The 12,097-nt window shown below is 47.1% G+C and carries 13 protein-coding genes; 3 read left to right on the top strand and 10 right to left on the bottom strand.

Annotation, left to right across the window (positions count from 1 at the left end; genetic code table 11):
- Both QWY20_RS18220 and QWY20_RS18215 read right to left on the bottom strand, forming a co-directional pair.
- The coding region (locus tag QWY20_RS18220) for a DUF4062 domain-containing protein (protein WP_330130403.1) at nucleotides 1-497 on the bottom strand (497 nt) is incomplete at its 3' end.
- A 461-nt stretch (nucleotides 498-958) separates the two neighbouring features.
- Complete coding sequence (locus tag QWY20_RS18215; protein ID WP_330130402.1) at nucleotides 959-1,225, bottom strand: helix-turn-helix domain-containing protein; 267 nt, start codon at nucleotides 1,223-1,225, stop codon at nucleotides 959-961.
- Nucleotides 1,226-1,420: 195 nt separating this feature from the next.
- Here QWY20_RS18215 and QWY20_RS18210 point away from each other — a divergent pair, with 195 nt between their 5' ends.
- Together QWY20_RS18210 and QWY20_RS18205 are read left to right on the top strand one after the other, a co-directional pair.
- On the top strand, nucleotides 1,421-1,621 hold the full coding sequence (locus QWY20_RS18210; protein WP_330130401.1) for a hypothetical protein: 201 nt from the start codon (nucleotides 1,421-1,423) through the stop codon (nucleotides 1,619-1,621).
- 160 nt (nucleotides 1,622-1,781) lie between these two features.
- A complete protein-coding gene (locus QWY20_RS18205) occupies nucleotides 1,782-3,431 on the top strand; it encodes a Calx-beta domain-containing protein (protein ID WP_330130400.1) in 1,650 nt (549 codons plus the stop codon).
- Nucleotides 3,432-3,664: 233 nt separating this feature from the next.
- Here the strand turns inward: QWY20_RS18205 and QWY20_RS18200 are convergent, their stop codons facing one another.
- From QWY20_RS18200 to QWY20_RS18170, 7 genes are all read right to left on the bottom strand, one after another.
- Complete coding sequence (locus tag QWY20_RS18200; RefSeq protein ID WP_330130399.1) at nucleotides 3,665-4,048, bottom strand: hypothetical protein; 384 nt, start codon at nucleotides 4,046-4,048, stop codon at nucleotides 3,665-3,667.
- 9 nt (nucleotides 4,049-4,057) lie between these two features.
- Nucleotides 4,058-5,428, bottom strand: coding sequence for a tyrosine-type recombinase/integrase (locus tag QWY20_RS18195; RefSeq protein WP_330130398.1), 1,371 nt, complete (start codon nucleotides 5,426-5,428; stop codon nucleotides 4,058-4,060).
- Between the two features lie 328 nt (nucleotides 5,429-5,756).
- Complete coding sequence (locus QWY20_RS18190; protein ID WP_407935444.1) at nucleotides 5,757-6,152, bottom strand: type II toxin-antitoxin system YafO family toxin; 396 nt, start codon at nucleotides 6,150-6,152, stop codon at nucleotides 5,757-5,759.
- Entirely contained in the window at nucleotides 6,149-6,442 is a 294-nt protein-coding gene (gene yafN, locus QWY20_RS18185) for a type I toxin-antitoxin system antitoxin YafN (RefSeq protein ID WP_330130397.1), read from the bottom strand. Before yafN ends, QWY20_RS18190 begins: the two co-directional genes overlap by 4 nt.
- A gap of 210 nt (nucleotides 6,443-6,652) precedes the next feature.
- Complete coding sequence (locus QWY20_RS18180; protein WP_330130396.1) at nucleotides 6,653-7,702, bottom strand: MJ1255/VC2487 family glycosyltransferase; 1,050 nt, start codon at nucleotides 7,700-7,702, stop codon at nucleotides 6,653-6,655.
- Nucleotides 7,703-7,709: 7 nt separating this feature from the next.
- Nucleotides 7,710-8,225, bottom strand: a complete 516-nt coding sequence (locus QWY20_RS18175) for a phosphatase PAP2 family protein (protein ID WP_330130395.1) — start codon at nucleotides 8,223-8,225, stop codon at nucleotides 7,710-7,712.
- 95 nt (nucleotides 8,226-8,320) lie between these two features.
- The gene (locus tag QWY20_RS18170; RefSeq protein WP_330130394.1) at nucleotides 8,321-10,195 is read right to left on the bottom strand and encodes a tetratricopeptide repeat-containing diguanylate cyclase; all 1,875 of its coding nucleotides are present in this window, start codon (nucleotides 10,193-10,195) and stop codon (nucleotides 8,321-8,323) included.
- 183 nt (nucleotides 10,196-10,378) lie between these two features.
- On the opposite strand from QWY20_RS18170, the gene QWY20_RS18165 reads away from it, so the two are divergent.
- Nucleotides 10,379-11,521 (top strand): 1-acyl-sn-glycerol-3-phosphate acyltransferase, encoded by a 1,143-nt coding sequence (locus QWY20_RS18165; protein WP_330130393.1) that lies wholly within the window; start codon nucleotides 10,379-10,381, stop codon nucleotides 11,519-11,521.
- 105 nt (nucleotides 11,522-11,626) lie between these two features.
- On the opposite strand, the gene cspE is transcribed toward QWY20_RS18165, so the two are convergent.
- Nucleotides 11,627-11,836, bottom strand: a complete 210-nt coding sequence (cspE, locus tag QWY20_RS18160; protein WP_091340618.1) for a transcription antiterminator/RNA stability regulator CspE — start codon at nucleotides 11,834-11,836, stop codon at nucleotides 11,627-11,629.
- Nucleotides 11,837-12,097 lie beyond the last annotated feature (261 nt).

Below are 12,097 nucleotides of genomic sequence, written 5' to 3'. Positions count from 1 at the left end.
ATAAACTCAAAAATAAATGAAGCAGTTTCTGCTTTTTCTATGGATGGAAAGGCAATATCATTAATTATTGGTTTATCTTTGTTTTTTTCGTAAAGTGCATGATCGTGCCAAACTGACGAATCTACAAACGTAAAAACTGGTATTCCTGATTCGACAGCCTTAAGAATTTCAAGCTGAGTAACCGATAGATTCTCTTTCTTGGTTAGAGATTCCGTGCTCTTACTTTCCTTTTTAAGTAAGTCAAAATCTAGCTTTGCAAGTGCTTCTGGAACGGTTTTACCACCAAATCTAGCACCGACAATGAGAACAACAATATCTGCTGTAGCTACTTCATCGACACAGCTTGTATGCGTATGCAGCCGGGGATCATACAAAAGATCGCTGTAGTCGCTCATTAAAGGCTCATGCCCCATACTTTGTATGAAAATCCTGAGTTGAGACCGTATCACCGACAAGTCATAACATGTAGAAGATACAAAAACTCTTAATCCTGCCATTTACTGGTGGCTCCTTTTAATTTATTACAATAAATTTATTGCTTAGCTCGGAAAATCATTCTTGCATATTCGGCACAATGATATGCAAGTGTTTGTTGTTAATAAGTCTTGTGAAAACTGAGCTGCAGTTATTGAACCCTCAAAACGAGCAGGCTAGTCTTGTCCGAGTATGAGTCTTGCATTGTCGCCTTTCACCTAACTATGTCTCTAAACTAAAAGACTTTCCAATAGATGGCAAGCTACAATATGTACATGATGCATTTGCACTTTTACATCATTGCTAGCGAGGTTAGGATTTGGCTGCATGGAGATGCATTGTTAGGCGAGGCTGTGATAATTCATATCGCGTTGCTTGGTATGTCCGATTATTGGCATTTTTGAGAGCACTAACGTGGTCAAATCCGAATAACCGATTCTTCGTACGATATGAATTTTGGCTAAAAAATTTGGCATGCCAAATTTCAACCGTCACTCCTTGTGAGTATAAGCTCCGCTAAGTCATCTTCTATGCAAAACAGGTAGGCAGTCGGTACTTTCAGCACCTCAGCTAATGCTAAAATCGTTTTAAAGTCAGGTGTATGAACCCCTCGTTCGTACTGGTTCATCCGGGCAGAAGCGACGAAACGATCAATACCTGCAAGTATGCCGAGCTGCTTTTGCGACAGGCCGCGCATTAAACGAGCTTCTTTTAGGCGTCTTGGAAAGGGCGAACCATCATTAACTTTCATTTTTCTGCATTTAGGACTTGAAAGCTAAGATGTTCTTAGTTTTAATGGAGTGTCGATACTAAGGATTCCTTAGTATAACGTTGGGGTATATGTCTCGAATAAGCCGTTATTGGATGCTAGTCATCTTGAATAACAGCATTTACCGTAATATGTGGCAGCTTTTGGTGTTAACAAGCTCGCTACTGAGGAGGAAAAATGGCAGCTATTCTAATGATGATTGGGGCAGGGGCTCTTATGGTCATACGGTTCCTTTTAGCGTTATTAGATGACGACAGCACCAATGATGGTGAGAGCTTTTTTGAGGGCTACGATAGCGACGGTAATTCTGGACAAAAGCAACTGAGTGCCAAAGACAGAGAGGCCCTTGAAACCTGGTACTGGAAAGAGCACAAATAAACATTATTTGGTTTGTTTGCTCACAACCGTAATACCTTCATCAATGAAGATGACCTGAGTCGTCAGCAGTTGGCTGGCAAGCCAGATTGGTTTTTCATGTTACGAACCACTAGTTTTATCCACATTAAAAATTTGGCATGCCAAATTTTCTGGAGTTCAGATGTTGCGAACTTACTTTCCCCTCGCCTTAGTAGCAAACTCCTTTTCTGTTGTTGCAGACATACCTCATGCTCACACAACTGCTTGCAATGATGCTACACATCCTCATTCATTCTCAGTCACGCTGACCGAGCTGAAAGCGCGCAGCCAAGAACGGGTTAGCGCTATGGGGGTTAGTGCCGACACAAATTTCGTAATTGATTTGATGGCGTTTTACCAGCCATCTTATGCCGAGAAAATGGGTGCTCAGTGGGTGCATCAGCGTATCCAAGATATGGTGGATAACACCAACCTGGCGTTAAGCAACAGTGGAATAGATGCTGAAATTCGTTTGGTGAATGCCCAAGCCATTACCGGCATTCCTGATGATATGCCATACCTTGATACAGTAGGAACCGTTGATGCTTCAGGTATTTCTTCTGCCCGGATTTTAAACCCATACGAAGGATTCCCCGAAAATACAATTTATACGGCTTTTGGTGCCGACCTGGCCGTCTACATTCGGGACTGGAATGAAGATTTACAGCCAGCTGAGGTGCTGGGGTATGGCGAGCTTGGTGGTGAGCTGTCAACGGTATTTGACGGTGCCACTGCCGGTAAAAATAATGCTGATTTTGTCCTGGCTCATGAGATTGGCCACAACTTCAATGCTGGCCACTTAACTGATGATGGTGGCTTTACGTTTCTGCCAGCTGCTCACGCTTATGAGTGCGCTAATCGGGTTACGGTGATGGGGCCAGCGCAACCAAATGGCCATCGCTTTTACTCAAGTCCTGATATTGTTGTGGATGGTGAGGTTTGCGGTATTGCAGGTGTGGCCGATAATACCAGTGTGATCCGGGAGTACGCGCCTTTAGCCGCCGAACGTCGCAATGCACCTTCCACTGTTGGCACTGTGAGTTTCGTTGATAGCACTTACACGATCAATCCAGGTGATAATACTGCTGCAATTCTGCTTCGTCGTACCGGTGACTTAACCGTGTCAACGTCTGTGCAAGTGGCTTTGTTTGATGGTACCGCTATCGAGGGTAGAGATTTTTTTACGAGCTACGAGCGTATTGAGTTTTTACCAGGTGAAGAGACGGTCACCTTTAGCGTTGAGCTGGCAAATGAACCCAAAGGCGTGGCTAATCTTCAGCTACGTTACCCTTATCGTCTTGACATTGAGACTGCTTCGGCAGAGCTGGTTCTATCAGAAAATTATTACCCAGGCGTGTTTGGTTTGTCGGGCTCTTCATCTGTGATGGAGAATGCCGGCAGCTACAACTTCACCATTGAGCGCACAGGTGGCTCTGATGGCGAATACAGCGTCCGTGTGTATACAGAGAACGGTACTCGTGTGGCTGGTACACATTACCAGGCTTTAGATGAAGTGATTATCTTTGCCGATGGCGAAACTGTAAAACAACGCTCGGTTACCATTATTGATAACACCATTGTTGATCCGGATGGGACTTTTTATATCCGCCTCGATGGCATGGGTGCTGATACAAATCCAGATGCTTCAGATCTGGTCGTAACCATCGTGAATAACGACGTGGCCGAGCAGCCTAAACCACAAGAGCCGACGTCATCAGGTGGTTCTTTTGGCGCGTTTTCAATTATAGCGTTGCTTTTGCTTGGGATACGACGCTTACTGCCTTGGAAATAATAGCTTTAGATGACCTACCCACAGATTCTGTGGGTAAGTCTGTTTGCACTGAGTTTTCAGACGCTAAGTCACTAGTTGAGGTCGATGCAAGTATGAAACTTGACCCCAAGTGCATGTTTTTATAGAGTTCAAATAGTTCACGCACAAACCTCTTTCACACGCTCACTCTCAAAATACACCCGATTACAACTGTTATTCTGATAACGCTCAAGATTCATCTTCAAGCCCAGTTCTCAATGCGAACTATGGGCTGAAAGCTGGTAGCGACCATCCCAGTCACACAAAGCGATAATCCAGTTAAAGAATTGCTGTCTTTTCGCACCTGGCCTCATATCAAGTTCAAGCTTGAGTGTCCCGCCTTTGCTGGAGAAGTCAGCAAAGGTTCCCATGCTTGGGCACCACGCATTTCTATTGGAATCGAGAATAGCGAAATTTAAAAAGGGTTGCCGTAACAGTAAGGAAATCATTTCCTCTTCCGTATCTGGGCATCTGAGCGCCAACACCAGCTCAGGAAAGTGTTGTTCTATGCCCGCAAGGCGCTCTTCCAAAATATGTACTGCGGGAATAAAAGGGCGCAGTTCTGGGTTTGCCGCCATTAAGTCGTAAATTGTGTTCATATCCGGTTCCTAGTAATAGTAAGCAGTATTTGGCATGTCGTACGACATAAGCTGGTAAGAGTGGATTTGGTTAGTCTGCGCCGGCTCTATCGTGCTATTAGGAAACATCAGCGGCTTGATCACCGCTGAAAATTTATCCAAGGCTTCAGCTCGCTTTTTGAAGTAGGGGAACTGGTTATAAATCCCTAGCATACCTTCCAGCTGATGGTTCAGAATTTTTTCAATAACGACTGCTTCTACATCAAGATCAGGCAGGCGAGTAGAGCAGGTTCTGCGTAAATCGTGCGGTGTGAATGGCTCAGCCAGCCCGAAAAACCCAAGTTTACGGTTGACGGCTTTGGATACTGTACGTGCATCGATGGGGCTATCGCCTGCTTTTGATTTTTTGCCGCCATGCGTTGGGAATATAAAGCGGTTACTTAGCTGTTCACTCTCAATTTTCTGACTGTCGATAATTTCAATCATTAAATCAGTTAAATGCACATGATGCGTTTTGCCTTGGTTTAACTTCCCCTTGGTTCGCTCTGCAGGGATTGTCCAAAGCCGGTTTGGTATATCAAGCTCTGCTTGTTCCATTCCAGTGACCTCACTGACTCTACAACCTGTTAGCAGGCATAGTCGGAGTATGTTTTGTACCGAGTTGCTGAGGCCTGACTGTGGTAGCCGGGTAAATACTTGCTCTATCTCTTCAAAGCTAAGAGCTCTTTTTTTCGAGTGTTCATTTCCGCCAACTGCTCGGCGTCGAATATCCTTGATGCAGTTGCTGGCAAGCAAGCCACGTTCGACGCCAAAGTCCAGAGTTTGCTTTAGTAGGGAAAGTGTTTTGTTGGCCTGAACTCTGGAGCCTCTGCGGATGATGGGATCGAAGCACTTAACGATGACCAGACGCTTGTCCAGCTGATGTAATTGCACACTGCCAATGGTTGGTCTGACATCAGCGTTGAATGAGCGTACCACCTCTTCTGGCCGCTTGCGGTTGGCCATAACATAAGTGTTGATAAACTCATCCAGCAAATCGTTCACCGTCATTGCATTCTGATCTGCTTTGGCTTCTTGTTGCATCGCTTTGCGCTCAGCATAGGGATCTTCTCCCCTGGCGATTTTTACTTTCAACTCCTGCGCGACATGACGGGCTTGCTTGATGGTCATGTCCTTAATATTGCCTATCAGGTAAAAGCGTTGCACACCTTTACGGCCACCAAGCCGGTAATAGAGATAATATTTACCCTGGCGAAATCCATTTCGAGATTTGCCTAGCCGGATATGAAAGCCTGAAATCTCAGTATCATTGATGCGCTCGTAGTCATCGGGGAAGCTGTGCAGGCTTTCGATTAATCCTTTAGTCAGATTCGCTCTGATAGCTTTAGTGGTTTCGAACATTGCAGTACCATGCTGTGGATAAGCTTGTATAGCAAATATATAGCACGCACTTTGAAATGACCATAGCAGGGAAGTCGATCACACTGAAGCTCACTAAATGTCATTGTTGTTTTTATTCAATAACTTAAGTATTTGTCTTGTTATGTCATTGGTGGTCATTAGAGCCCCTGAATGGGGCTTTGGAAAGTCATGGGGTGTCAGGGGTCGGAGGTTCAAATCCTCTCGTACCGACCAACAAAACAACCTGTTTTTTAACAGGTTTTTTTGTGTCTGCTATTCAGATATTGAACATCATTTCTCAGTCATACACCTGTATTCATTTGAAGCTTTAGAATTTTTGCCGAAAAGCTTCTGCCATCAAGCCTAACTTATACATTATCTGATTCGACCGAGCTAAAGCATGTGCGTTGGGTTGAAGGATAGCCATCAGTAAATAGCAATTCTTATTGCTAAACCCCTGACAATAAACTAGGTGGATATCACTTGTTCGTTTAACTTGAGCAATAAAAAGGGGGAAACCAACGCCATGTGTTGCCAGGTGAATGTGCTTAACCTGTTCTAGCTTGATGATATCAAGGTTATAAGGGTGATCGTAGAGGACATCTTTACCAAACCACGCAGGCAAAACACCAGATTTATACTTTTTGAAATCTGCGATCAATGCTAAGCGCTCGTCTTTGCTAAGTGCTTCGTCAAGGATCTTGCTAGTAAATACCCGAATCACTCGGTAAATTCACGCAATTTTGCAGCATCAGCCTCTAGCAGCAGCTGTTCACTCAACCGGCTTATTTCTTTAAGCCGTGCTGCCGCAGGCCGGAATAAACCTTGCTCTGCAGCGCCAGATGCCTCAATAATACGTAGCATTTTCTCGTAAAGCTCTGCACTGAGCATGTAACCTGTTGGTTTGTTGTTTGAAAGCACCGCCACTGGCTCATCAATAAAGTACTGGCTTAAGTTTTTGCGGGCTTCGGATACTGAAACTGCTTTTTCAGCCAAAATCGCATGCGAAGACATAATACACCTCGTATAAATACAAAACTTTGCACTTGGTTATGTACGTAATTAAGTGCAAAGCTAGTATGGTGCATAAAGTAACAGATTACAAGGTGAATGCAGTAATACTCATGATCAGCCATGCAGCTACCAACTGCCAATCAGGATTGCCAGCTCATATCAGTTATTTCTTATTATAGAGCGGCAGGCTAGCTCAGCCAGCAGTCCAGTTCAAGGCAACTGAACCCCTTTTGGAAACTCGGTCTGCTGCCATAACTCCTGCCAAAGCTGCGTGCTATCGTCCCACTTGCCCTGAACAACCCAGTTGGCCAGGGCTTCGGCTACCTTGGGGTAGTGCACCTGGCCGGCGCTTTTGGTTTGCAGCCATTGAATAATGGTTTGGGCGTTCAGTTCGGTCATGGCGGTGGCCAGGCCAAGCTGGCGCAGGGTTTCTACATTGCTTTGCTGTTCAAACTGGCCCATCAACGGCTTTAACAACAACTTTTTTCCCAAGGATAAGGCTTCGGACGGCAGTTCAAAGCCACCGTTGGCAATCACGCCTTCACAGCGTTGCAAATGGCGTTGAAAGTTCTGATGCGACAGTGGGTGCAGGCTGATGTTATCAGCAATTTCATGCTCTTTTTGTTCCGGGTGATAGCAAACGAAACGTTGGGTTTTAATGCGTTGCAGCAAGCTGCGGATTTGTTGCAGCTGCTCAAACGGCAGATACACCAGAATATAAGGCTCTGCATCGGTTGTTTGCCCATCGATTTGGTGCACGATGGGGGGCAGAATGGGTTGGTCAAAGTGATACCAGTGCAAACCAATGGAGTGCTGTACTGGCGCAAAGTACTGCATCACCAGCCGATCCAGGGCTGTCATACCAACCTTGGGGACCTGATGGCGAAAGGCATTCTGATGGCTGATACCAACCGATGGGATCTTCTGCCTGCGGGCCGCCCAGGCGCTGACAGGTTCAAAGTCGTTAATCACCAGATCGTAGCCGGATAGATCCAGTGCTTTCATATCGCGCCATAATTGCAACGGATGATTAGTAAGGGCTGTTTTGACCGGACGAATGCGCCCTTGCTCGGTGATGAAGGTTAAGCCTCGTCGGGTTTGATAGTCGCCAAAGTCGTCCATCGAAAAATACTGGTCAGCAGCGCGGCCGGAAAACAAATAATCCACCTGTACGGGCTGCTTTTTTAGTGCCTGCGCCATGGCTCTGGCGCGGGCGATATGGCCATTGCCGGTTCCCTGCACACCGTAAAGTATTTTCATAAAACTCCTAAGGTAAAAGGGACAGAGCGATATGCGCACAGGCCATGCCCAGCAGTGCTCCAATCAATACGTCGGTCATAAAGTGCACACCCAGTAAGATGCGGGATAAACCGATCAGGCTAGCCCAGCACAGCGCCAGCAGATAAAACTCCGGATAAAATTGACCGATGAGCGTCGCCATTAAAAAGGCGGCTGCAGTATGACCCGAGGGTAAGCTGTAACGATCACTTGGAGTGATAAAGCAGGTAAGCAATTCACACAGCTCTTTGGGGCGGCGGCGGCGAAAACTGTTTTTGGCTAACCAATAGATGGGGAGATGAATGCTGAAGGCCAGTAAGCCAGCTTGCAGGAAGCGGGGGCTATCCAGCCACCAGGTTAGCAGGCCAAGCAACAAGTAGAGGTGGCCATCACCAGTGCGCGAAATGACTTTGCTGATACTGGCCACTTGCCTGTTAAAGCGGTGCCGTAAGCAAAACAACGAAAATGCTAAATCTAATTCTGCTATGGGTTGTATGGCTCGCATCTGAGACCCTCCATTGAGCACACAGCACAGAATGTAGCTTTAGCTTACTGGGCGGAGATGACAACAATATGACATCCATGGAGGATGAAGACTTGCTAGCTAGCCGAACTTAACTGCAGTTGATTTCTGCCTTTGGCTTTGGCTTCATACAGCGCCTGATCGGCACTGAGCATTAAGGTGTCTGCACTGTCATAACCGCTAAAAGCACACATGCCGATGGAAACAGTCGTGGTTACTCGATCAGCATCGTATTTGCTGGCCAACTGTTCGGTGCCCTGACGCAGTTTTTCCAACACTGCTGCCGCAGCATCCGCCGGGGTATGAGGTAGAATGGCTAGGAACTCTTCACCACCAATACGCCCAATGATGTCGCTGCTGCGCAGCTGTTGCTGGCACAAAGTTGCAAAGTCGCGCAGAAGTTGATCACCGGTGGCATGGCCAAACTGATCATTGACCTGCTTAAAGTGATCAAGATCCAGCATGGCTACACTAAGCGGGTGATTGTGGCGACTGGCAAGACGTAGCTGCTGATCCAGCAGTTTCAGGGTGAAATGCCGGTTGGGAAGCGAGGTCAGGTTGTCAAAATGAGCGAGCTGATGCAGTCGTTTACGTTGCCACCAGATCCGTGTCAACAGGAGCAGCAACAGCAAGCTACCTGTGATGGCACCAATTAACAGCGCCGTGAGTAGCCGCTGATGCCTGGCTTGATTGCTGACCAGGCTGTGTTGCAGCTCCAGCTCTTTTTGCAGCAGTTCATTTTCAAGCATCCGGCTATCAAGCTCGTGTTGGGCTCGCAGTTGATGCAACAACTGCGTACTTTCTTCGCGTTGTAACTCGGTTAGCCGTAGGCTGGCGGTTTTAAGCAATTGGTATGCATCGTTACTTTGGCCTGTTTGACTTAGCCACTCTGCTTGCAGGCGTTGTACCTCGGCATGTTGAATGGGCATGTGTTCTGGATCGGCGAAGTGCTTCGCCTGCTGCAGGTGCACTTCTGCGGTCGTCGTATCACCAGCTTGTAAGGCGATTCGGCCGAGTTGTAGCTGAGTATCCAGCAGCATGTAACGATTATTGGCTTGCTCAAAACTGGCGAGTGCTAGCAGCAGCAATGTTTTAGCTTGCTCAGGATCCTGTTGCTGTAAGGCTATACCCGCTAACTCTTTTTGTGCGTAAGCAACCCCCTGGTCGTCACCGGCTGCCTCTGCTAATTGCAGTGATTGCTGCAGTTTGCTCTTACCGATAGCGAGGTCACCCAGCTTGCTATGGGCTTTCCCGAGGCCATACATAGCAATGCTCACTTCGACCGGGCTGTTTTGTTGCTGATGAAAAGCGACGGCCTCTTCAAAATAAGGGATGGAGAGCTCATGCTCACGGCGGTACTCATACACCAGTGCAATGTAGCCAGCGATATGGCCTTTGGTGACGACCCCAGCACCAGTTGTTGGTGCGAGTTGGTACGCATGCAGTAAATCTTGCAAGGCTTCTACATAATTGACCAGGCTTAACTGCAGTACGCCGCGAACAACCAATGCCTGAATGAACAACTGCTGGTGCTGCAGCTCCTTGGCGAATTGCAGGACATTTTCAGTGATCGTCATGCCTTCTGCTGGCGTGCCTGCCAAATCAAAGGCATAGGCGCGGACCAGTTGCAGACTATGATACAGCCAGGGCTGCTCGCTTGCATCAATCAGAGCCAGTGCCTGTGCTGCACTTTTCAGCGCTTGTTCCGGATACACCAACAGCGTTTGCAGCTCAGCCTGAATATAAAGCAACTGTGCTTGCTGTAATGGTCCGGCTGCAGAGCCTAGCTGAATTTCAATCTGTTGCAGGGCGGTAGCTGGTTGCTGCTGACTTTCAATATAAAGTGCATTGAACTCGGGCTCCAGCTTGCTCAATGGTGAAGCCGGCAGATAAGTGCTATAGCCAAGCATCACGAAACAGAAAAATAAAATGTGCCAGCGGCCAGATAACATAGAGTTCTCATTGAAAAACATTACGCGCTTTATCATAACAACGCTTGCTTAGTTGCACAATTTTTCAGCGCTATATCAGTAAATTAAGGATGAGCTGCTTGCTGTATTTTTTGTAGCTGGCACTGGTCAATAGCTTCAGAGTCGGTAGAATAGGAGGCTTTGATGCACGACTGAAGTGATCGCATGACGCAAACAGAACAAGACCCGTTTTTTGATATCCGGCCTTATCACGATCAGGAAGTTGCCGGCGCCATTGCTGATCTGATTGCGGATCAGGAGTTTATTAAGGCTATTTTGCATTACCGCTTTCCGCACTTATCGGGCCCTTTCGGCTGGCTGTTATCGCCTTTGGTAAAAGCTGCCCTCAAGCGCAAATGGTCCAGCCTGAACAGTGTGCGGGATGTGCAACTGCAGGTTGCAGCCTATATGAAAAAAACCATGGCCAATACCACCACGGATTTCAGTTACTCTGGGGTGGAGCAGCTGAAAAAAGATCAGGCCTACCTGTTTATTTCCAATCACCGGGATATAGCGATGGATCCGGCCATTGTGAACTGGTGTTTGCACAAATACGGCATGAACACGGCCCGCATTGCTATTGGTGATAACCTGCTGAAAAAAGATTGCGTTACTGCGCTGATGCGGCTCAATAAAAGCTTTATTGTCCGCCGCTCTGCCAAAGGGCCGCGTGAAATGCTAAAAGCTTTAGGCCAGCTATCGGCTTATATTCACCATTCGTTAGGCACTGAAAAGCAATCGATCTGGATTGCTCAACGGGAAGGCCGCGCCAAAGACGGCAACGATTATACCGATGTAGCCATGCTTAAAATGCTGTATATCGAAGGCCGCAAGCAAGGCCTGAGTTTTGCCGAGGACATCGGTCAACTGCACATCGTGCCCGTCACTATCAGCTATGAGCTGGATCCATGCGATAAAGCCAAAGTCCGTGAACTGGTGCAAAAGCAAACACAAGGGCATTACCAAAAAGGTGAGTTTGAAGATATTGATAGCATTATCCAGGGCATCACCGGTATGAAAGGTCGGGTGCATGTGGCATTTGGCAAGATGGTGCAGCCCAATGTGGACTCAGCCGATGAACTGGCTGCCGCGTTGGATGCAGAGATTTATCGCAACTACCGTTTATTCCCGATCAATTATCTGGCAGCCGGGGTAGAACACGATAGCATTGGTGCTGAAGACCGGGCCATGTGGCAAGCCAAGCTGGCTGAACACTCGGAGGCTGAACAGCAGTGGTTAAAAACCATGTACGGCGCGCCAGTATTCAAGCGGCAGCAACAGGCAGAGCAGGACGCGGCTTCACAGTAAACTGCGGCAAGCGGGCATTGCATCAAATCGATGGGAGCCCGCTGCAAAAAGCAGGCAACAAAAAAGGACACCGCGGTGTCCTTTTTAGATCGAAGTAAGTCAGCCTTACAGCGGAGTTACGTTCGCAGCTTGTGGACCTTTCTGGCCTTGCTCGATTTCGAAAGAAACGCGCTGGCCTTCAGTCAGAGTTTTGTAACCATCGCTCATGATAGCGCGGTAGTGAACGAATGCATCAGCGCCACCGTTATCTGGAGTGATGAAACCAAAACCTTTGTCAGCGTTGAACCATTTAACGATACCAGTTGATTTAGACATGTGATGTCTCCTGAAAAATATAAAAATTTAAGTGTGTAACGCATGATGCGTTGGTAGCCGGCAAAAATGTTACTTATGTGGCCAACCAGCGTGAATCTTCAGGGACATGACTTACTATGAAGCTGTGCTGCGAAGTGTTCAGGAACAAGTTGTGTACATAGGTCTGCATTACAGGCCAGACATCATCATATCAGCTATTTAGCGAATGTATAGTTATTTTTTGCTCTGTCACGAAGGTTTCATCATAAAACGATGAGCCTT

Origin of the sequence: Alkalimonas cellulosilytica, from assembly GCF_036325985.1 — a bacterium.
Classification (GTDB): domain Bacteria; phylum Pseudomonadota; class Gammaproteobacteria; order Enterobacterales; family Alteromonadaceae; genus Alkalimonas; species Alkalimonas cellulosilytica.
Note: the sequence above shows the minus strand (reverse complement) of the source record. Positions and strands in the feature narration are given on the sequence as shown.